Annotated in this window: 22 protein-coding genes; 19 read left to right on the top strand and 3 right to left on the bottom strand. The window is 72.0% G+C overall.

Going from position 1 to position 21886, the window contains the following annotated elements:
• The 19 genes from fliG to F4559_RS28390 all read left to right on the top strand — a co-directional run bounded on the left by fliG (position 1) and on the right by F4559_RS28390 (position 15653).
• The gene (gene fliG / locus F4559_RS28300; RefSeq protein ID WP_184673844.1) at positions 1-1029 is read left to right on the top strand and encodes a flagellar motor switch protein FliG; all 1029 of its coding nucleotides are present in this window, start codon (positions 1-3) and stop codon (positions 1027-1029) included.
• On the top strand, positions 1013-1690 hold the full coding sequence (locus tag F4559_RS28305) for a FliH/SctL family protein (RefSeq protein ID WP_184673847.1): 678 nt from the start codon (positions 1013-1015) through the stop codon (positions 1688-1690). The genes fliG and F4559_RS28305 overlap by 17 nt, the downstream gene beginning before the upstream one ends.
• Positions 1687-3000, top strand: coding sequence for a FliI/YscN family ATPase (locus F4559_RS28310; protein WP_184673849.1), 1314 nt, complete (start codon positions 1687-1689; stop codon positions 2998-3000). Before F4559_RS28305 ends, F4559_RS28310 begins: the two co-directional genes overlap by 4 nt.
• Positions 2997-3416 carry a flagellar FliJ family protein gene (locus F4559_RS28315; RefSeq protein WP_184673851.1) on the top strand — a complete coding sequence of 140 codons (420 nt, stop codon included), beginning with the start codon at positions 2997-2999 and terminating at the stop codon, positions 3414-3416. The genes F4559_RS28310 and F4559_RS28315 overlap by 4 nt, the downstream gene beginning before the upstream one ends.
• Positions 3413-4330 (top strand): transglycosylase SLT domain-containing protein, encoded by a 918-nt coding sequence (locus F4559_RS28320; RefSeq protein WP_184673853.1) that lies wholly within the window; start codon positions 3413-3415, stop codon positions 4328-4330. Before F4559_RS28315 ends, F4559_RS28320 begins: the two co-directional genes overlap by 4 nt.
• Positions 4327-6714: a flagellar hook-length control protein FliK gene (locus F4559_RS28325; RefSeq protein WP_184673855.1), complete on the top strand. Its 2388-nt coding sequence runs from the start codon at positions 4327-4329 to the stop codon at positions 6712-6714. The genes F4559_RS28320 and F4559_RS28325 overlap by 4 nt, the downstream gene beginning before the upstream one ends.
• 10 nt (positions 6715-6724) lie before the next feature.
• Positions 6725-7159 (top strand): flagellar hook capping FlgD N-terminal domain-containing protein, encoded by a 435-nt coding sequence (locus tag F4559_RS28330; RefSeq protein ID WP_184673857.1) that lies wholly within the window; start codon positions 6725-6727, stop codon positions 7157-7159.
• A 43-nt stretch (positions 7160-7202) separates the two neighbouring features.
• On the top strand, positions 7203-8036 hold the full coding sequence (locus F4559_RS28335) for a flagellar hook-basal body complex protein (RefSeq protein WP_184673859.1): 834 nt from the start codon (positions 7203-7205) through the stop codon (positions 8034-8036).
• Between the two features lie 69 nt (positions 8037-8105).
• Positions 8106-8372: a flagellar FlbD family protein gene (locus F4559_RS28340; protein WP_184673861.1), complete on the top strand. Its 267-nt coding sequence runs from the start codon at positions 8106-8108 to the stop codon at positions 8370-8372.
• The gene (locus tag F4559_RS28345; protein ID WP_184673863.1) at positions 8372-9142 is read left to right on the top strand and encodes a flagellar motor protein; all 771 of its coding nucleotides are present in this window, start codon (positions 8372-8374) and stop codon (positions 9140-9142) included. Before F4559_RS28340 ends, F4559_RS28345 begins: the two co-directional genes overlap by 1 nt.
• The gene (locus tag F4559_RS28350) at positions 9142-10014 is read left to right on the top strand and encodes a flagellar motor protein MotB (RefSeq protein ID WP_184673865.1); all 873 of its coding nucleotides are present in this window, start codon (positions 9142-9144) and stop codon (positions 10012-10014) included. Before F4559_RS28345 ends, F4559_RS28350 begins: the two co-directional genes overlap by 1 nt.
• Before the next feature lie 25 nt (positions 10015-10039).
• Positions 10040-10477 carry a flagellar basal body-associated FliL family protein gene (locus F4559_RS28355; protein ID WP_184673867.1) on the top strand — a complete coding sequence of 146 codons (438 nt, stop codon included), beginning with the start codon at positions 10040-10042 and terminating at the stop codon, positions 10475-10477.
• 79 nt (positions 10478-10556) lie between these two features.
• Complete coding sequence (locus F4559_RS28360) at positions 10557-11522, top strand: flagellar motor switch protein FliM (protein ID WP_184673869.1); 966 nt, start codon at positions 10557-10559, stop codon at positions 11520-11522.
• Positions 11519-12262, top strand: a complete 744-nt coding sequence (gene fliN / locus F4559_RS28365; RefSeq protein WP_184673871.1) for a flagellar motor switch protein FliN — start codon at positions 11519-11521, stop codon at positions 12260-12262. The genes F4559_RS28360 and fliN overlap by 4 nt, the downstream gene beginning before the upstream one ends.
• A gap of 3 nt (positions 12263-12265) precedes the next feature.
• On the top strand, positions 12266-12694 hold the full coding sequence (locus F4559_RS28370) for a flagellar biosynthetic protein FliO (RefSeq protein ID WP_184673874.1): 429 nt from the start codon (positions 12266-12268) through the stop codon (positions 12692-12694).
• On the top strand, positions 12691-13515 hold the full coding sequence (gene fliP / locus F4559_RS28375) for a flagellar type III secretion system pore protein FliP (protein ID WP_312865865.1): 825 nt from the start codon (positions 12691-12693) through the stop codon (positions 13513-13515). Before F4559_RS28370 ends, fliP begins: the two co-directional genes overlap by 4 nt.
• An 11-nt stretch (positions 13516-13526) precedes the next feature.
• On the top strand, positions 13527-13799 hold the full coding sequence (gene fliQ, locus F4559_RS28380) for a flagellar biosynthesis protein FliQ (protein ID WP_184673876.1): 273 nt from the start codon (positions 13527-13529) through the stop codon (positions 13797-13799).
• A 7-nt stretch (positions 13800-13806) separates the two neighbouring features.
• Entirely contained in the window at positions 13807-14574 is a 768-nt protein-coding gene (locus F4559_RS28385; protein WP_184673878.1) for a flagellar biosynthetic protein FliR, read from the top strand.
• Positions 14571-15653, top strand: a complete 1083-nt coding sequence (locus F4559_RS28390) for an EscU/YscU/HrcU family type III secretion system export apparatus switch protein (RefSeq protein WP_184673880.1) — start codon at positions 14571-14573, stop codon at positions 15651-15653. The genes F4559_RS28385 and F4559_RS28390 overlap by 4 nt, the downstream gene beginning before the upstream one ends.
• A 123-nt stretch (positions 15654-15776) precedes the next feature.
• On the opposite strand, the gene F4559_RS28395 is transcribed toward F4559_RS28390, so the two are convergent.
• The 3 genes from F4559_RS28395 to flhA form a co-directional block, all read right to left on the bottom strand.
• Positions 15777-16007: a hypothetical protein gene (locus F4559_RS28395; protein ID WP_184673881.1), complete on the bottom strand. Its 231-nt coding sequence runs from the start codon at positions 16005-16007 to the stop codon at positions 15777-15779.
• A gap of 17 nt (positions 16008-16024) precedes the next feature.
• Positions 16025-19735, bottom strand: a complete 3711-nt coding sequence (locus F4559_RS28400; protein ID WP_184673883.1) for a hypothetical protein — start codon at positions 19733-19735, stop codon at positions 16025-16027.
• A 64-nt stretch (positions 19736-19799) separates the two neighbouring features.
• Positions 19800-21839: a flagellar biosynthesis protein FlhA gene (gene flhA / locus F4559_RS28405; protein ID WP_184673885.1), complete on the bottom strand. Its 2040-nt coding sequence runs from the start codon at positions 21837-21839 to the stop codon at positions 19800-19802.
• Between the last annotated feature and the right edge of the window lie 47 nt (positions 21840-21886).

The raw sequence follows: 21886 nt of genomic DNA on the forward strand, positions 1-21886 counted from the left end.
ATGTCGGACATCGTGGTGAGTTCCCAGGCCTCCATGGAGGGGCTGCGCAAGGCCGCGATCCTCATCCTCCAGATGGGCAAGGAGGAGTCGACCAAGGTCCTGTCGAAGATGCGCGAGACCGAGGTCGAGGCCCTCTCGGCGGAGATCGTCCGGCTCGGCTCGGTGGACAACTCGTCCGTCTCGGCCGTGCTCGACGAGTTCCACGCCATGACCCAGGCCCGCTCGCACATCGCGTTCGGCGGCATGGACTACGCCCGCGAGCTGCTGGTCGAGACCCTCGGCCACGACCGCGCGGACGAGATCGTGCACCGCATCGGCGCCTCGATGGTCGACGTCCCGTTCCGCTTCCTCCAGCGCGCCGAGCCGCGCCAGGTCCTGTCGTTCCTCCAGGAGGAGCACCCGCAGACCGTGGCGCTGGTGCTGGCGCACATGCCCTCGCACCTCGCGTCGCTGATCCTGTCCGGCCTGCCGTCGGACCGGCAGTCGGACGTGGCGCTGCGCGTGGCCACGATGGGCCGCACCTCGCCGGAGATCATCCGCAAGGTCGAGAACGTGTTGGAGCGCAAGCTCTCCTCGCTGCTGACGCCGAGCGACGTGTCCACTGTGGGCGGTGTGCAACCGTTGGTGGACATCATCAACCGCTCGGACCGCACGACGGAACGCGCGATCCTCGAAGGCCTGGCGAAGCGCTCGCCGGAGCTGGCCGACGAGATCCGCAGCCGGATGTTCATGTTCGAGGACCTGGTCGGCATCGACGACCGGTCGCTCCAGCTCGTGCTGCGCCAGGTCGAGGGACAGGACCTGGCCACCGCGCTCAAGGGTGTCACCGAGGTCGTCCGCGACAAGATCGTCGGCAACCTCTCGGCCCGCGCCGCGGAGAACCTGCTGGAGGAGATCGAGGTGCTCGGCGCGGTCCGCCTGCGGACCGTCGAAGAGGCCCAGGCCAAGATCATCGGGGTCATCCGATCCCTCGAAGAGTCGGGTCAGCTCGTGCTGCGACGAGGGGACGAGGATGAGTTCGTCGACTGAGCACCTGTCCACCGGCACGGTGCTGCGGGACGTCGAGACGGCCGTGCCGTACCGGGTCGGACCGCGCGGCGTGCCCACCATCGGCACGGTCCGCGCCGGCGCCCACGCCGAGGGCTACGCCGTCGGCTGGGCGCAGGGCATCCGAGAGGCCCGGGAGGCGACCTCCGCCGCCCGCGCCCGTGCGACGAGCGACCTGACCACGCTGTTGGCCGACCGCGACGCCCGCATCGGCCGGGCCGTCGCCGCCGTCGCCGCGGCGGCCGACCAGGTGCGGGCGATCACGGTCCAGCGGGCCGAGGAGATCGCCGAGCCGCTGGTCGCCGCGGCGGTCGACCTGGCCGAGTCGCTGCTCGGCGCCACGCTGGCGGTCGACGCGCCGGCCGCCGCCCGGGCCGCCGTGCGGCGCGCGCTGGCCAACGTGCCCGAGCGCAAGCCCGTCGTCGTCCGGCTCAACCCGGCCGACCTCGCCGAACTGGCCGAGGCGGAGACGCCGACGCTGTCCGGTGCGCCGGTCTCGCTGGCCGCCGACCCGTCGGTCGGCCGCGGCGACGCCGTCGCCGAGACCGACACCACCACGGTCTACGCCGTGCTCGCCGAGGCCCTGGCCGCCGTCCGCGCCGAACTGGGCGCCCTCACCACTTCGCTCCGGGAGGCATCGTGACCACGCTGACGTTCCCGGTGCCGGAACTCGCCGCGTACGGCAAGCCGCGCGTGGTCGGCCGGGTCACCGGCGTCGTGGGCCTGGCCGTCTCGGTCTCGGGCATCACCGCGCGGGTCGGCGACCTGGTCCACATCGGACCGCAGGACGCCCCGCTGCCCGCCGAGGTCGTGTCGCTGTCCGCCGACCGCGTCGTGTGCCTGCCGCTGGGTCCGCTCGACGGCATCGGCATCGGCCAGCCCGTGGTCAACACCGGCCACCCGCTGCGCGTCGTCGTCGGCGAGGGCCTGCGCGGTCGCGTGCTCGACGGCCTGGGCGAGCCCATGGACGGCGGCCCGGCGATCGTCGGCCGCCCGGTGACGGTCGAGATGCCGCCGCCGTCGGCGTTGGAGCGCGGCCTGATCCGCGAGCCGCTCCAGCTCGGCGTGCGCGCCCTGGACACCGCCGTCCCGTGCGGTCGCGGCCAGCGCGTCGGCATCTTCGCCGGTTCCGGCGTCGGCAAGTCCAGCCTGCTGTCGATGATCACCCGCGGCACGTCCGCGCAGATCACGGTCGTGGCGCTGATCGGCGAGCGCGGCCGTGAGGTGCGCGAGTTCCTGGAGCACGACCTGGGCCCCGAGGGCCTGGCCCGCTCGGTCGTCGTCGTGGCGACCTCGGACCAGCCGCCGCTGGTGCGCCTGCGCGCCGGTTTCGTGGCCACGCGCATCGCCGAGTGGTACCGCGACCAGGGCATGGACGTGCTGCTGCTGATGGACAGCCTGACCCGCATCGCCACGGCGCAGCGCGAGGTCGGCCTGTCCGCCGGCGAGCCGCCCGCCACCCGCGGCTACCCGCCGTCGGTGTTCGCGCTCATGCCGCGCCTGCTCGAGCGCGCCGGTCCGGCGTCGAAGGGCAGCATCACCGGCCTGTACACCGTGCTCGTCGAGGGCGACGACCACAACGAGCCGATCGCCGACACCGCGCGGTCGATCCTCGACGGGCACATCGTGCTCACCCGGGCCCTGGCCACCGCGGCGCACTTCCCCAGCGTCGACGTGCTGGAGTCGGTGTCCCGGGTCGCGGGCGCGGTGACCACGCCCGAGCAGCGCGCCGACCTGTCGATGTTGCGCCGGCTGCTGGCCGCGCACCGGGACGTGCGCGAACTGGTGGAGATCGGCGCGTACGCGGCGGGCTCGAACCCGGACGCCGACCGCGCGCTGGCGCTGTGGCCCCGGCTGATGGAGTTCCTGCGCCAGGACATGGACGACCGCGTGCCGTCCGCGCAGTCCTGGGCCGCCCTGCGTGAACTGCTACACGGGACGGAGACCCGATGAGCGTCAAGAGCCGGCTCGCGGCCGTGCTGCGGGCCCGACGCGCTCAGGAGGACATGGCCCGGGGTGCGGTCGCCAAGGCGACGATGGAGCTGCGCCGCGCGCACGACGTGGTCACCGACCACGAGGACGCGCTGGCCGACCACAGCCTGCCCGAGGAAGCCGACCCGCGCGCGTACCTGGCCGCCATCGCGGCCGGCCGGTCGCTGGCGAGCGCGCTGGACCAGGCGGTGTCCCTGGCCCGCAGTGCCGAGGTCGACGCCGACACCACGTACGACCTGCTGCGTGCCGCCGCCCGGCGGCGGCGCGGCGTGGAGAAGCTCGTCGAGCGGGCCGCCGAGGCACGCCGCCTCGAGGAGCTGGCCGCCGAACAGCGCGACACCGACGAACTGTCCACGCGAGGGTGGGAGCAGTCATGACCGTGACCGGCATCGACGGCATCGCGGCACGCATCCAGCAGCTCGAATCGCTGATCTCGGGCGGGGTCCGGACCAGCCAGACCTCGTCGACCGGTTTCGCCGACGCGCTCTCGTCCGCGATGGGCGCGGGCACCACGTCGTCCGGCACGACCGGTGCCGACGTCGTCGCCGATGCCAAGAAGTACCTCGGCGTGCCCTACGTCTGGGGCGGCACCGACCCGTCGGTGGGCCTGGACTGCTCCGGCCTCGTGCAGAAGGTGTACGGCGACCTGGGCGTCTCGCTGCCCCGCGTGAGCCAGGACCAGGCCAAGGTCGGCACCGAGGTGCCGAGCCTGGACCAGGCCAAGCCGGGTGACCTGATCGCGTTCGGCGACCCCGCCCACCACATCGGCATCTACGTCGGCGACGGCAAGATGATCCACGCGCCGGAGCCGGGCGCGAACGTGCGCATCCAGGACGTGTGGGAGACGCCGAGCACGATCCGGCGCATCCTGCCCGACTCGGGCACCTCGTCGGTCTCGTCCGCGTCCTCGGGCGCCGGCCGGTACCAGGCGCTGTTCGACGCGGCGACCAAGAAGTACAACCTGCCGGAGGGCCTGTTGTCGGCGGTGGCCAAGGCCGAGTCGAACTACGACCCGAACGCGGTCAGCTCCGCGGGCGCGCAGGGTCTCATGCAGATCATGCCCGCGACCGCCGCCGGCCTCGGCGTGAACCCGCTCGACCCCACGCAGGCGGTGGACGGCGCCGCGCGGCTGCTGTCGAGCAACCTCCAGTCGTTCGGTTCGGTGCCGCTGGCGCTGGCCGCGTACAACGCCGGTCCGGGCGCGGTCCGCCAGTACGGTGGCATCCCGCCCTACGCCGAGACGCAGAACTACGTCAGCAAGATCATGGCTTCGCTGGGCGGTGCCGCGTGACCACTCCGCTGATCCAGTCCACGCCGTCGCGTCCGCAGCAGGCGTCGACGCGCTCGCGCGGCGAGGGCGAGCCCGGCTTCCACGCCGCGTTCGCCGCGAGCCTCTCGACGTCCGCCGAAGAGTCCACAAAGGACCATGGCGGTGTCGCCGGTGCGCCGGCCGACCGCACGCCGATCCCGGTCGGGGGCGTTCCGCTGCCCGCACCCCAGCCGGAACCGGCGGCCGACCCGACCGTGACGGAGGCCGCTGTCGCGGTCCTCCGTCACGGCACGGTGGTCGCGACCGCGGCGACCGCCACCGCGGTCGAGGCCGACGCGAAGACCGACCCGAACACCGACGTGAAGATCGACGTGGATGTCGAGGCCGAGGTCGGCACGGGTGCGCCGGGGCTCGACGCGCAGGTCGCGCTCGGGCTCCAGGCGGGACTCGCCCAGCTCGCCGTTCCGGCGCCGGTCGTGCGGACCACCACCGTCCCCGTCGCGGACGTCCCCACCACGAAGGTCGCCGTCGTCGGCACCGGTGTCGTGGACGCCGCTGTCGTGGACGCCGCTGTCGTGAATACCGCTGTCATGAATACCGCTGTCGCGGATGCCGCCGTCATGAACGCCGTCAAGGCGAACGTCGCCGTGGTGACACCTGTGCCGCCCATGGCCACTCCGGACGTCGCCGTCCCGGGCACCCCTCCCACGACCGGTGCCGTCGCGGACAGTGCTGTCGCGGACAGTGCTGTCGCGGCGAGTGCCGTCGTTTCCGACACCGTCGTGGCCGGCCCGGCCCGGCCCGAGCCGGTCGCCGTGGACGCGCGCGCCGCCGGCGAGGGCTTCGCCGGTCCGGGCCTGCCCGTCGAGTCGGTCGTCCCGACCGCGACCGCGACCCCGTCGGCGGTCGCGGTGGCCGCCGGCACACCGCAGGTGGCCGCGATCGCCGTGCCCCTGACCCGGACCACGCCGACCGCCCCCGAGGTCGTCGTCCCGCAGGCGGTCGGCACGCCCGACGCCCCGGTCGGGCTCGGTGCCCGGATCGGGCTGCTGGCCGGACTCGCGCTCCAGGCGGACACGAGCGTGTCCGTCGCGACGCCGCAGCCGGCCGTGCCGTCCCAGGCACCCACCGGCCGGGTGGTCGGCATCGACGCCCTGGCCGCCGCGCTGCCCGGCGACGTGCGGATCGCCTTCACGCAGGCGCTCGGCACGCCGGCCGCCACGCCGGTCGTCGACGCGCCCGTCACTCAGACCCCGAAGCCGGTCGCCACGCCGGTCGCGGTCGCCACGCCGGTCACGGTGGCCCAGGTCGCGGGGGCCCAGGTGGCAACGGCCACGGCGACCGTGGCCCAGGCCACGCCCGAGACCGGCCAGACCGCCACCACGCCGGCGGACGGCACCACGCCGACCGCCCAGCAGACCACGGCTCCGGCCGGAATCGCCCGTACCGGCGACACCCGAACCGGTGGCGATGCGCAGGGCGACAGCCGGAACAGCGGATCGAAGGGCCAGGAAACCCCCGCTTCGGCGGCAGCCGGGCACACGACCGGTGGATCTCCGGTAGACGGTTCGCAGGTGACCGCTCCCCGGACCGATGGGGCGCTCGTGAGTCGTACATCGGCCGACGCCGAAGCACCGACCCCCGTGACCCGACCGTCCACAGCGGACGCCGTCGGGATCACCACCGTGACCACCGCTGTGACCACTTCGGCGACCACTTCCGCGACCACTTCGGCGACCACCGCGGCCGACCCCGTGACCACCACGGCGAGCACCGCGGCGACTCCCGCGGCGACCGTCGGCGACCCGACCGCGCAGGCGACCGCCGAGGTCGCCCCCGAGACCGTCCGGCCCGGCAACTCCCCCACCCCCGGGCCGGACACCACCCCCGCGGTCGTCGAGCCACGCCACGCCGACGCGGGCCTGCCCGTCGTGCCGCAGCAGGTACCCGCACCCACCACGCCGACCGCGCCCGCCGCGATCGCGCACGCACCCGCGCCGCACCACCCCGTGCACCCGGTGGCCACGCAGGTCGGTTCCGCGCTGGTCGCCCTGGGCGTCGGCGAGCACGAACTCACCATCCACCTGCACCCCGCCGACCTGGGCCCGGTCGCCGTCACCGCGCAGATCGCCAACGGCGAGATCCGCATCGAACTCGGCGGCGGCACCGAGGCGGGCCGCGAGGCCATCCGCGACGCGCTGCCCGACCTGCGCCGCGAGATGGAACGCGCCGGTTTCGCGTCGTGCCGGTTCGACCTGGGCACGGCCGGTGGCGACCAGGGCCGGCGCACGTGGGCCGACCCCAGGCCCGCCTGGGCCGCCGGTCGCGAGGCGACCGACACCGCCACCGAGGCCACGCCGGTCATCCGCCGGCCCTCCCGAGGCGTCCTCGACCTGCACGCGTGAAAGGAACTCCATGACCAGTCCCATCGGCGGGACGTCGTACACAGCGGCGACGACCACCACGCAGAAGACGGCCCCGACCACCCAGACCACGAGCACGACCGGTCTCAAGTCGGACGACTTCCTCAAGCTGCTGATCGCGCAGATCAAGTTCCAGGACCCGACGAGCCCGACCGACCCGGCGCAGTTCATGTCGCAGACCGCGCAGCTCACCCAGGTCGACGTCCTCAACAAGCTCGCCGCCCAGCAGGAGACGCTGCTCACGTCGACGGTCAGCGCCCGCGCGGCCGACCTCGTCGGCAAGAACGTGGAGTACCTGGACGCGGACGGCATTCGGCACACCGGTGTCGTCGACTCCGCGACGTTCGGGAGCGACCCGACCGTGCGAATCGGGAAAACCGATGTCGCACTGTCCGCACTCACCGCTGTTTCCGGCCGTACAGCCTGATCGGGACGCCCTTACCCACCCTCGAAAGAGAGCAGGAAAATCCATGCTGCGTTCGCTCTTCGCCGGCATCTCCGGTCTCCGTACCCACCAGCGCATGACCGACGTCACCGGCAACAACATCGCCAACGTCAACACCACGGGCTTCAAGGGCTCGCAGGTCATCTTCCAGGACGCGCTGAGCCAGACGATCCGCGGTGCCGCCACCGAGGGCGCGACCACCGCCGCCACCAACCCGGCCCAGGTCGGCCTGGGTGTCGAGCTGGCCGGCGTGAACACCAACTTCGGCCAGGGCGCCACCCAGGTCACCGGCCGCGACACCGACATGCTGATCCAGGGCGACGGCTTCTTCGTCGTGGACGCGGTCGGCCAGCGGTCCTACACCCGCAACGGCGCGCTGTCGTTCGACTCGCACGGCAGCCTGACCACCACCGAGGGCTACCTGATCCAGGGTTGGTCCGCCGACCCGGTCACCGGTGCCATCGACACGACCGGCGCCACCGGCCGCCTGACCATCCCGTCCAGCACCTACGCGGACTTCTCGGTCGCGCCCGACGGCACGATCACCGGCGTGCTGCCCGACGGCACCACCAAGAAGATCGGTGCCATCGCGGTCGCCAACTTCGCCAACCCGGACGGCCTGGAGAAGGTCGGCGGCTCGCTGTACCGCGCCAGCGTCAACTCGGGCACCGAGCAGATCGGTCTCGGCGGTCAGAACGGCACCGGCACGTTCGTCACCGGCGCGCTGGAGATGTCCAACGTGGACCTCGCCCAGGAGCTGACCAACCTGATCATCGCCCAGCGCGGTTTCCAGGCGAACTCGAAGGTCATCAGCACCTCGGACGAGCTGCTTCAGGACCTCATGAACCTCAAGCGCTGAGGTCATCGGACGTTAGGAAGGGCAGGGCGCCACGGACGGCGCCTTCCCCATAAGCCAAGGACGGTCGCCGTGATACTGCTCAACCGCCTCAACGGGCAGGTCTTCGCACTGAACCCCGACCTGCTCGAACGCGCCGACCCGACGCCGGACACGGTGATCACACTCGTCACCGGCGCCAAGTACGTCGTGGCCCAGTCGCTGGACGAACTGGCCGAACTGGTGAGCAACCACCGCGCGGCCCTGCTCGAACGCGCGCAGCTGGGCACCGACAACCCCGGCCCGTCGCGGGCGGCCCGGGCGACGGTGCTGCGGTTCCCGGAAGGGGATGAGCACTGATGGACCCGGCATCCATCGCAGGCATCGTCCTCGCCCTCGTCGCGATCATCGTCTCCATGCTCATGGAGGGCGGTGACCCGATGTCGATCCTGCTGCTGCCCCCGATCATCCTGGTCATCGGCGGCACGTTCGGCGTGGCGATGGCCGGCGGCATGATGAGCGACTCGATGGGCATCGGCGCCCTGTTCAAGCGCGCGCTGATGACCAAGAAGATCGAGAACGGCCCGCTGGTCGACGTCATCGTGAAGCTGTCCGACCGCGCGCGGCGCGAGGGCCTGCTCGCCCTCGAAGAGGAGGCCAAGTCGGTCGAGGACCCGTTCCTGCGCCGCGGCCTGGAACTGGCGATCGACGGCACGGACTCCCGCGAGGTCCGCGAGATCCTCGAAGGCGAGATCGACTCCAAGCGCCGCGCCGACAAGGCCGGTGCCAAGATTTTCACCGACATGGGCGGTTTCGCGCCCACCATCGGCATCATCGGCACCGTGCTCGGCCTCGTGCACGTGCTGGAGAACCTGTCCGACCCGAGCAGCCTGGGCCACCTCATCGCGGGTGCGTTCGTGGCGACCCTGTTCGGCGTCATGACCGCGAACGTGTTCTGGCTCCCGCTGGCCAACCGCCTCAAGCGGATCAGCGAGCTGGAGATCGAGGGCATGGAGCTGGCGCTGGAGGGCGTGCTGTCCATCCAGGCCGGTGCCAACCCGCGCATCGTCGCCCGCAAGCTGCGCGGTCTCGTCTCCACCGGGGGCGAGAAACAGCAGAAGGCGGCGTGATGTCCGGCAAGAAGAAGGGCCACGACGAGGAACACGAGAACCACGAGCGGTGGCTGCTGACGTACTCCGACATGATCACGCTGCTGATGGTGCTGTTCATCGTCATGTTCGCCATGTCCACCGTGGACGCGCAGAAGTTCGACCAGCTCAAGCAGAGCCTGGCGGGCGCGTTCGGCGGCAGCGAGATCGTCGTCGTCGGCGAGATCTCCAGCAAGGGCACCAACGACGAGAGCCTGCTGCCGTCGGCCGTGGACCTGTCCACGGGCGGCGTGGCGAACGACAAGCCGATCAGCGAGGACCAGGCGGCGGCCGCCGTGCGTGAAGCGGACCGGGCCAAGGCGTCGCAGGACGAGCAGAAAGCCCGGGACGAGGTCGACAGCCTGCGCGGCATCCAGCAGCGGATGACCGAGGAGCTGACCAAGCAGGGCCTCGCCGACCAGGTGGCGTTCTCCATCGACGACCGCGGCCTGGTGGTCACCGTCATCACCAGCTCGATCGTGTTCGGCGGCGACAGCGCGGTGCTGCTGCCCGACGGCCGTCGGGTGGTCATGGCGCTGGAGCCGACGCTGGTCGACCTGCCCAACAAGCTGGAGATCGGCGGGCACACCAACCAGCTCAACGTGCCCACCGTGAACTACCCGTCGGCGTGGGAACTGTCCACGGCACGGGCGTCGAGCGTGGTGCGAGTACTCGCCGAGGCGGGCGTCTCCCCCTCCCGGATGACCGCCACGGGCCACGCCGACCAGAAGCCGCTCTACCCGCCGTCGGACCCCCTCGCGGTGACCCGCAACCGCCGCGTGGAGATCGTCGTGATGTCGGGCCAGTCGCCGGAAGTGCGCTCGCTGCTCCCGGTGATCGCCACCCACGAGTAGGAACCGACCGGAAAGGAGGCCGGCCATGGCCAAGTCGGACGAGTCGACCGCCAAACCGGCGGAGAAGAAGAAGTCCAAGAAGCTGCTGATCATCATCGTGGCCGCGGTGCTGGTCCTCGGTGGCGGCGGTGCCGCGTACTTCATGTTCTTCAAGGGCGAGAGCACGCCGCCGCCGCCCGAGCCGGGCAAGGTCATCGCGCTCGAGGCCATCACGCTGAACCTGAAGGACGGTCACTTCCTGAAGCTCAGCCTGGCGTTGCAGGCCACGGCCGACGCGACCGGCGAACTCGACGGCAGCCGGGCGCTGGACCTGGCCGTCTCGGAGTTCAGCAACCGCTCGATCGCCGAGCTGAGCACCTCGGAGGCCCGCGAGGCCGGCAAGGCCGAACTGCTGAAGAAGATCGAGGAGGCGTACGAAGGCCAGGTCATGGACCTCTACTTCACGCAGTTCGTCATGCAGTGACGACGCTCACCGTGCCCCGTTCGGGTTAGCCGACGGGGCAACGGCTCAGGTGCTCCGGGGGTGGGCCGATCGGCTCGACGTGTCAGCCACTCCGCTCACTCCCGGAACTCCTCGGTCCCGGTCCGCCAAGACGGCGGGCCTGGTCACCGACGGCAGGGCGTCGTCGACGTACGACTTCCTGCGCCCGGCGAACCTGCCGCGCGAGCACCTGCGCATCCTCCAGATCGCCTACGAGACGTTCGCGCACCGCCTGAGCGTGCTGCTGACGTCGAACCTGCGCGTGGTCTGCCGTGTCGCCATGACCGGCATCGAGCAGGTCTCCACGCGCACCGTGCTGACCGAGCAGACCGACGACCTGATCGCCGTGTCGATCGGTCTGTCGCCGCTGTCCGGCGCCGGTGTGCTCGTGTTCCCCCGTGAACTGGCCATGGTGTGGATCGACCACATGCTGGGCGGCACCGGCGGCGGCGAGCAGCCCCGACGCACGCTCAGCGACATCGAGACACCGCTGGTCCGCGAGCTGCTCACCGACGCGCTCGCCGAGCTGGGCGCCGCGTACGCCGAGTTCGCCGCCGTCGACCTGGTGCTCGGCGTGCTCGAGTACGACCCCCAGCTGGTCGCCGTCGGCGGACCGGCCGACGCCCTGGTCAAGGCGTCCTTCGAGATCGCGGTCGGCACCGCCGCCTCCGAGCTGACGTTCAGCGTCCCGGTGCAGGCGGTCCAGCCCTCGCTGCAGCGCCGCCTGGACTCCACGGCCATCAGCGCCGGCGAGCAGGCCGCCCGTGCCGCCGCCCGCGACCTGCTCACCGAGAGCCTCAGCGACGTCCCGGTCGAGGTCGCGGTCCGGTTCTCCCCCGCGCGGATGCGCTCCGAGGACCTGCTGGACCTGCGGGTCGGCGACGTGGTCTCGCTGGACCACCCGGTCGACCGCCCCCTTGTCATCACCACGGCGGGCGGCATCTTCGGCCGCGCCGTGCCCACCGCCCGCGGCACCCGGTTGACCTGCCAGGTCGTCGCCACCGAATCGGAGGAGAGCCGAGCATGACGTCCGCGACCACGAACCCCGCCCTGCCGACGACCGTCCGCGCCGCCGCCGAGGCCGCGCTCAGCGTCCTCCCGGTCGGCGAGAACGTGACCGTCGGCCTGCCCGACCAGAACCCGATGGCGGTCGCCCGGATCGCCGGTGCCGCCGTCACCGCGCCGATGACCGGCATGCTCGCCGGTTCCCTGGTCGTCGTCGTGAACCAGGACCTGGTCGACGCGCTGCGTGCCGGTCCGCTGGGCGAACTCGACCTGGTCGCCGCCGTGGCGCCGGCGCTGGGTGCCGCCGCCGGCGCGCTGGGTGCCGCCGCCGGTCCGGCCCGCGAGGTGTCCGTCGCCGAGGCGGTGGAGCTGCTCCAGAACGGCGGCACCCCGGTGGTCGTGCCGCTGGACGCGGCCGGCGCCCCGTACGCGGCCGTCGCGGTCAGCGTCGCGTCCGCCCGGACCGCGCCCGCACCGGCCGCCGCGCCCGTCCGCACCGCCTCGCTCGCGTCCGGCCTGCACCTGCTGCACAGCGTCGAGATGGAGGTCACGGTCGAGCTGGGCCGGACCCGGATGGCCGTCCGCGAGCTGCTGTCGCTGACCACCGGCTCGGTCATCGAACTCGACCGGCTCGCGGGCAGCCCGGCGGACCTGCTGGTCAACGGCAAGCTCATCGCACGCGGCGAGGTGGTGGTCGTCGACGAGAACTTCGGCCTGCGCCTCACGGAGATCCTGGCACCGGCCGACGCGGCGGGAGAGTAGTCGATGGAAGCGCTGCCGCGCCTGCTCCTGGGCCTGGTCCTGATCCTGGGCCTGCTGTGGCTGATCGCCCGCGTCCTGCGCCGCCCGATGCGCGGCCGGGCGGTCGCCGCGGGCCTGGAGGTCCTGGCCCGCACCCAGCTCACCCGCGGTGCGGGTGTCGCGGTGGTCCGCGTCGACCGCCGGGCCCTGGTGCTCGGTGTCACGGACGCGGGCGTCAGCCTCCTGCACGAGGCCGACGCGGACGTCTTCACGGCGCCCACCGGCACCACCCACCGGACCCCGCTGGACCTGGACGAGCTCCAGGCGCGCACGGAGGTCCAGGAGCAGCCGGCAGCGGACGGCACCACCTCGAAGCTCAACGGGTCGGCGTTGTCGCCCGCCACCTGGCGTCAGGCGTTCGACGCCCTCAAGGAACGGTCGGTGCGCTCGTGATCGGACGCAGGTTCGTCGCCCTGCTGCTCACGTTCTTCACGGTCGGCGCCGTCGTCTTCGGCGGCACGGCCACGGCCTCGGCCTCGGCCTCGGTCCAGCCCGCCGCCGCCGTCTCCGGTGCCGTCGCCGCCGCGCCGGTCGGCCCGACCGAGCCGACCTCGCCCGACGTCACCGTCACCGTCGGCACACCGGACAAGCCCAGCGAGTCGCTGGTCATCCTGATCACGCTGACCGTGCTGTCCGTGGCGCCCGCACTGCTGTTGCTGTGCACGAGCTTCACCAAGATCTTCGTGGTCCTGAGCATCACCCGCAACGCACTGGGTCTCACCAACGTGCCGCCCAACCAGGTGCTCGCCGGCCTGGCGCTGTTCCTGAGCCTGTTCATCATGGGACCGGTCGCGTCCAAGGTGAACTCCGAGGGCGTCCAGCCCTACCTCAACGGCGAGAAGTCCCAGTCCCAGGCGTTCGAGGACGGCTCCAAGCCGCTGCGCGAGTTCATGCTCAAGCAGACCCGGCCCGAGGAGATCGCGCTGTTCACCAAGGTCTCGGGCGCCGACAAGCCGGCCAACGCCGACGCGGTGCCGATGACCACGCTGGTGCCCGCGTTCGCGCTCTCGGAACTGCGCGCCGCCATGCTGATCGGGTTCGTGCTCTTCATCCCGTTCCTCGTGATCGACATGGTCGTCTCGGCCGGACTGATGTCGCTGGGCATGATGATGCTGCCCCCGGTGACGGTCGCACTGCCGTTCAAGCTGCTGCTGTTCGTGCTGGCCAACGGGTGGGGACTACTGGTCACCGCGCTCGTCGGCACCTACTCCTGAGGGGCCTGTCGATGAACGACACCACGGTCGTCGAACTCGGTTTCGAAGCCATGATGGTCACCGGCAAGCTCGCCGCGCCGGTCCTGCTCACCGCCCTCGCCATCGGCTTCGGCATCTCGCTGTTCCAGTCGGTCACCCAGATCCAGGAGGTGACGCTGTCGTTCGTGCCCAAGGCCATCGGCGTCGCCGTGGCGCTGCTGATCTGCGGCAGCTGGATGGTGCACGAGGTCATCACGTTCACCTCGACCCTGTACGAGCGCATCCCCCAGCTCATCGGCGGATAAGGACCCCATGGAAGCCGCCATCCCGACCGGGACCCTCCTCGCGCTCCTGCTGGCCACCGCGCGCACGGCCGCGTGGCTGATGGTGAGCCCCCCGTTCAACGGCCGGGCCATCCCCACGACGGTCAAGGGCATGCTGGCCCTGGCGATCGCGCTGCCGGTGCTGCCCGGCACCTCCGCGCACGTGCCGGAGCTGACCACCTGGTCGGTCGTGTCGGGCGTGGTGACGCAGGCGATCGTCGGCGCCGGACTGGGCTTCCTGACCGCGCTGATCTTCGCGGCGATCCAGGCGGCGGGCGACCTGCTCGACGTGTTCGGCGGCTTCTCGATGGCGTTCGCGTTCGACCCGATGTCCTTCTCCGGCAACAACTCCGTGCTCGGCCGCTTCTACGGCATGCTGGCCACGGCGCTGCTGTTCGTCACCGACGGGCACCAGATCATCATCCGCGGCTTCACACTGTCGTTCGAGGCCGTCCCGCTCGACCACGGACTCTCACTGTCCACTTTGGGCAGTCTGCTCACCGAGGGCCTGGGCCGGATGTTCCTGTCCGCCATCATGATCGCGGGTCCGCTGATCGTCGTGCTGTTCTGCGCCGACATCGGACTGGGCCTGCTCAACCGGATCGCGCCCGCGCTCAACCCGTTCGCGATCGGTTTCCCGGCCAAGATCGGCCTGACCCTGCTGCTCGTCGGGTCCGCCATGTTCCTGCTGCCGGCCGCGGTGCGCGGCACCGTCCAGGGCGCCGTCGAGGCGATGTTCAAGGCGATGGGCAAATGAGCAAGAACGAGGGCACCGAGAAGCCCACCGAGAAGCGCATCCGCGATGCGCGCAAGGACGGCCAGAGCCCGCGCACCGCCGAGATCGGCAACTGGGCGGCGGTCCTGGCCGCGTCGTGGCTCGCGCCGATGGGCCTGTCGAGCCTGATGGACTCGGCGCAGCTGATGATGCGCGGCACGGCCGACTTCATCGCCAAGCCCGACACCGGCGTGGCGTTGCGGATGCTCGGCGACGGGTTGGGCAAAGGCGCGTGGGCCGTCACGCCGCTGCTCGCGGGCACGGTCGTGGCGACGCTCGTGGCCGCCGCCGCGCAGGGCAGCCTGCGCCCCTCGCCCAAGCTGCTGATCCCGAAGTTCAACCGGCTCAACCCGTTGCCCGGCTTCAAGCGGATGTTCGGCCCGCAGGCGGCGTGGGAGACGGCCAAGACGCTGATGAAGACCGCCGTGCTGGCGATCGTGCTCTACATGGGGTTGAAGGACCTGGTGCCGACCGCGCTGAGCGCGGGCACGCTGCCGTTGAGCGCGCTGGTCGGCCTGGTGGGCGACACGATCCTGACGCTGATCCGGTGGGCCGGTGTCGCCGGCCTGGTCCTGGGTGTCGTGGACTACTTCGTCTCGCGCCGGCGCGTGATGAAGGAACTCAAGATGACCCACCAGCAGATCCGCGAGGAGCACCGCAACTCCGACGGCGACCCGCAGCTCAAGGCGGCCATCCGGCAGAAGCAGATGGCCATGGGCCGCAACCGCATGATGGCCGACGTGCCCGAGGCGGACGTCGTCCTGGTGAACCCGACGCACGTGGCCGTGGCGCTGCGCTACGACCCGGCCAAGGGCGCACCGCGCGTGGTGGCCAAGGGTGCCGACGCCATCGCCGCCCGCATCCGCGACCTCGCCACGGAGCACCGGGTGCCGATCGTGCGGGACGTACCCCTGGCCCGTGCGCTGCACAAGGCGTGCGAGGTCGGCCAGGAGATCCCGGCGGACCTGTTCGAGCCGGTGGCCCACGTCCTGGCGTTCCTGTACCGGCTCAAGCGCAAGGGCAGCGCGGCCGGCATCCACACCATGACCGGCGCCGCCTGACCCGCGAGTCCTCCACTCGGGCACCCTGAAATACGCACTCGGGCACCGTCGACCGGGTGAACCCGCCACCAATGCGAAAGAGCGCACGGATCGGGGGTCCGTGCGCTCTTTCGCGTACTGCCGTCAGCGGTCGGTGCGTGCGGCCTTGGCCGCCACGGGCGCGGTGGCCACGCGGTAGGACGGACGGCGTGCCGTCGCCATGCGCAGCAGACCGGTCAACACGGCGGACACCGGGACCGCGATGAGGAACCGGGTGAGCGCGTCGACGACGGGCAGGTCCTGCACCACGAGCGCGTGGTACAGGGCGGGCGAGGTCATCAGGGCCGCGAGGCCCAGGGTGGAGTAGCGGAACATCGCAGGGTCACCTTCACTCAGCTGTTCTCGGCGGGCTTGCCTTCGACGAGGAGCACGGGCAGGGCCAGCTCGTCGATCGTCTCGTCGTCGACGTGCGGACCGCGCACCGCGACCGCGTCGACCTTGCCCAGCTCCGCGATGTGGCGGCGCAGGGCGACCAGGGACCTGGTCGGGTCGACGACCGCGATGGACGCGTCGACCCGCAGGGCCTGGGTGATGTCGCGGGCCCACTCGGCGTCGTCGGGCTCGCTGCCCGCGATCTCGATGGCCACGACGGCGGGCAACGGGCTGCGGTGCAGCTCCGTCGCCAGCATGGCGGCGTGCTCCGGACCGCAGATCCGGCTCTGCCCGGCGGTGAGCGCGACCGGTCCGGCCACGAACACCCGGTCGGTGCCGACGCGCAGCTTGCGCGCGGCCCAGTGCGCGACGTCCACCGTGTGCCCGGACGTGCCGATGATCACCACGACCTGGCCGGGCATGGCCCGCACGAGCTGACCAAGCGCCACCCGCGGCGCGCGGCGGAGACGTCCGCCCGCGTCCTGCGGGATGTCCGCGACCAGCGGTTCGCGCACCCGTGCCTCGGGGATGTACGACTCCCCGCCGGGTGCCGTCGCGGCCCCGCCCATGGCACCGGCGGTCATCCCGAGCCCGACGGCGGGCTCGGCCTGCTGCGGCTCACCGCCGTACGGCATCCCGGCCGCGTACTCCTGCGCGCCGGGGGCGGACGGCCGCAACCCCGGCATACCAGCGAATCCCATCCCGGAACCCCCGCTCGACATCTGTTCCGGAGCCGACGCGGCTCCGGTCTGCGACCCGGCCGCCCACTGGGGCGCGGGTCCGGCGGCCACGTACGACGCGGCCTCCGGCGCGGGTCGCGCGACGGACCCGACGGCACCCGCGCCGGCCTGGGCCGTCCCGGGTCCGCCGATGCCCGCCGAAGCGGCCATCGCTTCCCCGGCGAGCCGATACGCGGCTGCCGGGTCGTACGGTTCCCCGCCGTGCTCCGGGGAATAGGTCCGCTCACCGATGTACGGCGACGGCACGGCCATCTGCGGGCCGCCGTGCTGTGACGAGGCCGTCATCCCGGACGACGGCACGAAGCCGGCCCGGTCGCCGAGTGCCCCGACGTACTGCGGTTCGGCGTACTGCGCCTCGGCGTACTGGGCATCGGCGTACCGGGCATCGGCGTACCGGGAGACGTCGGCCGGCTGCCGCACGACCGGGGGAACGCCCCCCGTGGCCTCGGCCGACCTGGGCGCGGGCGCCCCGTAGAACTGCTGTCGCACAACGGATTCGCCCACGTCCGACACCTCCGGTTCACCGGCCGGGTACCCGACCGACAGGGCTGTTGACTCCACATCGCTCCAGGGCCCGGCAACGGGCTCCCGCTCGACGAACTCCTGCCCGGCGAACTCCTGCCCGGACGCGGCCCGCGTCCCGGACGGCACACCGAACTCCCGCTCGGTCACGATCGGATCCGGCACACCGGCCGCGAGCCCGGACCACGGCCGCGGAACGGAAGGCCCGCCCGCGGGCTCCCACTGCCCCGGACCACCGGCGGCCGGCTCGAACACACCCGACTCCGTGACACCCCAGGCCGCCGGCTCGACGGGCGTCGACTCCGACCACATCGCACCGCCCGCGATCCCGGCCTCGACCTCGGCCAGCCACGACGCCGCGACGGTCTCGGGAGCGGGTTCGCCGACGATCGGGCCGGCGGCCGACGCGGAACCCGGTTCCCACTCGTAGCCCTGGAAGATCGGCTCGCCCACGCTCGCCGCCGCCGGTTCGGCACCCTGGCCACCGACGGCCGGACGGGGATCCGACGCCGACGAGGTACCGGGCCACCCCGCCGATTCGTACGACTCGGAGAACTCCCCACCCACGACCGACGCGGCACCCGGGTCGGCACCGACGGGTCCGGCGGCACCGGACTCGACCGCGCCGGACTCGGCGGCGGGTGGGACAGCGGTGTGCCCGGTCGCGGCGGGCACGACCGGCCCGGACTCCGCGGCGGTGTCGACGACGGCGGACCCCACGACACCGGTCGCCGCCGATCCGACGGCTTCAGGACCGCCCCCGGCCACCCCGGTCGCGATGGACTCCGTCCCGACCGACTCGACACCGGTCGGACCGACGCCGGTGATCCCGACCGCACCGGATTCGGCCGCGACAGGCCTGATCACGACCGGCCCGGCAGCGGGTCCGTCGGCGACGGGTTCCGCGGCACCGATCGCGGAGGTCTCGACGTCGATGCGCCCCATCGCGCCGGACCCGACGGCCTCGACCGAACCGGCGGCGATCGAACCGGCAGCGGCCGGATCGGCGGTGATCTGGCCAGCGGCGATCGGGTCGGCAGCGGTCGAACCAACGGCAGCCGGGCCGACACCGGTCTGGCCGGCGGTGATGGACTCGGGCGGCGAGTATGCGGTCGCGGCGGGTTCGACGGCCGCGGTCGGACCGGCGGCGGGCTCGCCCGCACCGGGCCGAGTCGGGCTGGATCCGCTGGTCGCGGAATCGTCGACCGTGAACTCGGCGACGGGCTCGGCGGCCATGGACTCCGGGGCACCCGGACCGGGCGCGGAGAGTGCACCGGTCGCGGCTTCGGTGTCGACCGAAACAGCGGCAACGGGCTCGGAAGCAGTGGATTCGGAAACTGCGGGCTCGACGGCAGTCGGCTCGACGGCAGTCGGCTCGATGGCAGTCGGCTCGACGGCAGTCGGGCCGACCGCCGCGGACCAACCGGCGGCCGGCTCCACCGCATCGACCTCGGCCACGAGGCCGGTCGCACCGGGCTCGGCCACGCCGCCACTCAAGCCGGACTCGGCGGCGACAGGACCGACCGCAGAGGGAGCCTCAGGCATCGAGTCCGGTTCGGAAGTCGTACCGACCGGCGATTCCGGACCGCCCGCGGACATCGGTTCGGAGCCGGCCTCGACCGGAGAGTCCTCATCGACCGGAGCCTGGACGTCCGAAGTGGACGTGAAGTCGTAGACCTCGTAGACCGGCGATTCCGCACGGACCGTCTCGACGACCGGCTCCTGGGGCGAGGTCGCCACCGGGTCGGGCGTCGGCACGGTGCGCGAGGCACCGTTCGCCGACGGGTCGGCGCGGACCGGAGTGTCCGGTTCGGGAATCACCCCTTCGAGGGTCGCCTGATCGGAGGTTTTCGGCGTCTCACGCCGTGTCGCGAGAACGGTTTCGTCGTCCTCGGTGTCCTCTTGTGCCGGCACGCCGTGCGCGGCCAGCAGGTCCTGGAACGCGGGGCGCACCTCGGCCTCGCCGGACCTGATGACCGACGCGCGGGGCCGCTCCTCGGGCTCGTCCACGACGGCGTCGACGAGTTCGTCCACAGGCGACGGTTCACGAAGGGTGCGTGGCTCGACAGGTGGCTCGCGAAGGGTGCGCGGCTCGACCGGCGACTCGCGTCGGGTACGCGGCAGCGTCGGCGTGGACTCCGGCTCGCGCCACGTCGCGGTCGACGGGTCACGGCGCGCGTGGCGGGGCGTGGTGAACGGGTCGGGTCGGGTCCCGCCGCGCATGCGGGCGCGGTCGGCGTTGTCGGCCAGGTCGATGAGCGCGTCGACGGAGTCGGCCTCACGTCGTGGTCGCGGTGGTTTCGCCTCGGCGGTCGCCTGCTCCTCGTCGGGCACCTCGATGCCGATCTCGAACCACTGCTTGCTGAAGAACCCGCCGATGCCCCCGCGGCGCAGCCGGTCCGCGGACACGATGCGTGCCCGCGGACCGTATTCGGCGCTTACGCGGCCGAGGAGGGCCTGAAGATCAGGACCTTCAAGCAGGAATCGCGTAACCACTGTTCACCACTCCGACCGTTTCGATCCGATGTGAACCGCCGGACAGCTCCGAGTAGGACAGCACCGCGAGACGTGGCACGGCCGTCCCCACCACCCTCCGCAATGCGGAGCGCAGTGCGGGCGCGCACACCAACACGGGGCTGACGCCCCGGTCTTCTGCCTGCCCGACGAGGCGGGTCACGTCACCGATGATCGTCTCCAGGTGCTGGGGCTCCAGTGCGAGCCGGGTTCCCGAATCAGTGTTGTGCACCGACGTCAAGAGCGCTTGTTCCAGCCGCGGGTCGAGGGTGAGGACGGCGAGCGTGCCGTCCTGGACGTGCGGGTCGGCGACGGCCGGGCCGAGCGCGAGCCGCGACGCCTCGACGAGCCGCTCGATGTCGGTGCCGGACTTGGCCGTGAGAGACAGCGATTCGTAGATCCGGACCAGGTCGCGCACCGGAACTCCCTCGTCCAGCAGGCGATGCAGCACGCGCTGGATCTCGCCGAGGCTGAGCAGGCCGGGGGTGAGTTCCTCGACGACGACGGGGTGCGAACGGCGGACGAGATCGGTGAGCGCGCGGACGTCCTCACGCCCGAGCAGGCGGGACGCGTTCTGCCGGGTGACTTCAGCCAGGTGGGTGACGACGACGGACGCGCGGTCGACCACCGTGGCGCCCGCCAGCTCGGCCTGGTGGCGCAGTTCGGCCGGGACCCACTTGCCGGAAAGGCCGAAGACGGGCTCCACGCCGGGCGTGCCGGGAAGGGCGTCCAGACCGTCGCCGATGGCGAGCACGGTGCCGGGCAGCGCGGTGCCGGTGGCGACCGTCGAACCGCTGATCCGGATCGCGTAGCTGCCGGGTGGCAGTTCCAGGTCGTCGTGGGTGCGCACGGGCGGCAGCACGATGCCCAGCTCCAGCGCGATCTTGCGGCGCAGCGCGCGGACGCGGTCGAGCAGGTCGCCGCCGGCCGAGTCGACCAAGTCCACCAGATCGGGTGCCAGCGCCAACTCCAACGGGTCGACCGCCATCTCGGCGAGCAACGTCTCGGTGGCATCGCGGGCGGGTTCGGCCGCGGTCTCGTCGACCTGCTCGACCTCCGTCTTGGGGCCGCCGACACGCTGGGCGAGCATGAGCAGCGGCACGCCGACGAGCAGGAACGGCAACATCGGCAGACCGGGGAGCAGGCTGAGCAGGACGAGGGCGCCGCCGCCGATGCGCAGCACCTGCCGGTTGTTGGAGAACTGGCCCGCGACCTGCGTGCCCATGTCCTCGTCGGTCGCCGAACGGGTGACGATCAGACCGGTCGACACGGACAGCAGCAGCGCGGGGATCTGCGAGACGAGACCGTCGCCGACGGTGAGCAGGCTGTAGGTGTTGACCGCGTCCAGCGGGTCCATGCCCTGCTGCACGACACCGACGGTGAACCCGCCGATGAGGTTGATCAGGGTGATGACCACGGCGGCGATCGCGTCGCCCTTGACGAACTTCGAGGCACCGTCCATCGCGCCGTAGAAGTCGGCCTCGGCGGTGACCTCCGCCCGGCGCTTGCGGGCCTCGGGCTCGTCGATCAGACCCGCGTTGAGGTCGGCGTCGATGGCCATCTGCTTGCCGGGCATCGCGTCGAGGGTGAACCGCGCGCCGACCTCGGCGACGCGGCCCGCGCCGTTGGTGATGACGACGAACTGGATGACGATCAGGATCAGGAAGACCACCAGGCCGACGACCAGCGACCCGCCCACGACGAAGTGGCCGAACGCGCCGATGACCGCGCCCGCGTCGCCGTCGAGCAGCACGAGCCGGGTCGCGCTGATGTTGAGCGCGAGCCGGAACAGCGTGGCCAGCAGCAACACCGACGGGAAGACCGAGAACTCCAGCGGCTTGCGGACGAACATGCTGATCATGACGATCAACAGCGCGATGGCGATGTCGAACACGATGAGCACGTCGAGCAAGAACGTGGGCATCGGCAGGATCATCACGACGATGATCATCAGCACGCCGCCGGGCACGGCGAACTGGCTCAGGCGCTTCCCACTCACGGTCCATCCCCGAGTAGCGCGGTCGGCCGGTCCGTGGCCTGGTTCGC

The organism is Saccharothrix violaceirubra (assembly GCF_014203755.1).
Taxonomy (GTDB): domain Bacteria; phylum Actinomycetota; class Actinomycetes; order Mycobacteriales; family Pseudonocardiaceae; genus Actinosynnema; species Actinosynnema violaceirubrum.

What these genes read in the sequence shown, in the direction of transcription:
- fliG (WP_184673844.1), top strand. Translation starts at nt 1, where the DNA reads ATGTCGGACATCGTGGTGAGTTCCCAGGCCTCCATGGAGGGGCTGCGC.
- F4559_RS28305 (WP_184673847.1), top strand. Translation starts at nt 1,013, where the DNA reads ATGAGTTCGTCGACTGAGCACCTGTCCACCGGCACGGTGCTGCGGGAC.
- F4559_RS28315 (WP_184673851.1), top strand. Translation starts at nt 2,997, where the DNA reads ATGAGCGTCAAGAGCCGGCTCGCGGCCGTGCTGCGGGCCCGACGCGCT.
- F4559_RS28320 (WP_184673853.1), top strand. Translation starts at nt 3,413, where the DNA reads ATGACCGTGACCGGCATCGACGGCATCGCGGCACGCATCCAGCAGCTC.
- F4559_RS28330 (WP_184673857.1), top strand. Translation starts at nt 6,725, where the DNA reads ATGACCAGTCCCATCGGCGGGACGTCGTACACAGCGGCGACGACCACC.
- F4559_RS28335 (WP_184673859.1), top strand. Translation starts at nt 7,203, where the DNA reads ATGCTGCGTTCGCTCTTCGCCGGCATCTCCGGTCTCCGTACCCACCAG.
- F4559_RS28345 (WP_184673863.1), top strand. Translation starts at nt 8,372, where the DNA reads ATGGACCCGGCATCCATCGCAGGCATCGTCCTCGCCCTCGTCGCGATC.
- F4559_RS28350 (WP_184673865.1), top strand. Translation starts at nt 9,142, where the DNA reads ATGTCCGGCAAGAAGAAGGGCCACGACGAGGAACACGAGAACCACGAG.
- F4559_RS28355 (WP_184673867.1), top strand. Translation starts at nt 10,040, where the DNA reads ATGGCCAAGTCGGACGAGTCGACCGCCAAACCGGCGGAGAAGAAGAAG.
- fliN (WP_184673871.1), top strand. Translation starts at nt 11,519, where the DNA reads ATGACGTCCGCGACCACGAACCCCGCCCTGCCGACGACCGTCCGCGCC.
- F4559_RS28370 (WP_184673874.1), top strand. Translation starts at nt 12,266, where the DNA reads ATGGAAGCGCTGCCGCGCCTGCTCCTGGGCCTGGTCCTGATCCTGGGC.
- fliQ (WP_184673876.1), top strand. Translation starts at nt 13,527, where the DNA reads ATGAACGACACCACGGTCGTCGAACTCGGTTTCGAAGCCATGATGGTC.
- F4559_RS28385 (WP_184673878.1), top strand. Translation starts at nt 13,807, where the DNA reads ATGGAAGCCGCCATCCCGACCGGGACCCTCCTCGCGCTCCTGCTGGCC.
- F4559_RS28390 (WP_184673880.1), top strand. Translation starts at nt 14,571, where the DNA reads ATGAGCAAGAACGAGGGCACCGAGAAGCCCACCGAGAAGCGCATCCGC.
- F4559_RS28395 (WP_184673881.1), bottom strand. Translation starts at nt 16,007, where the DNA reads ATGTTCCGCTACTCCACCCTGGGCCTCGCGGCCCTGATGACCTCGCCC.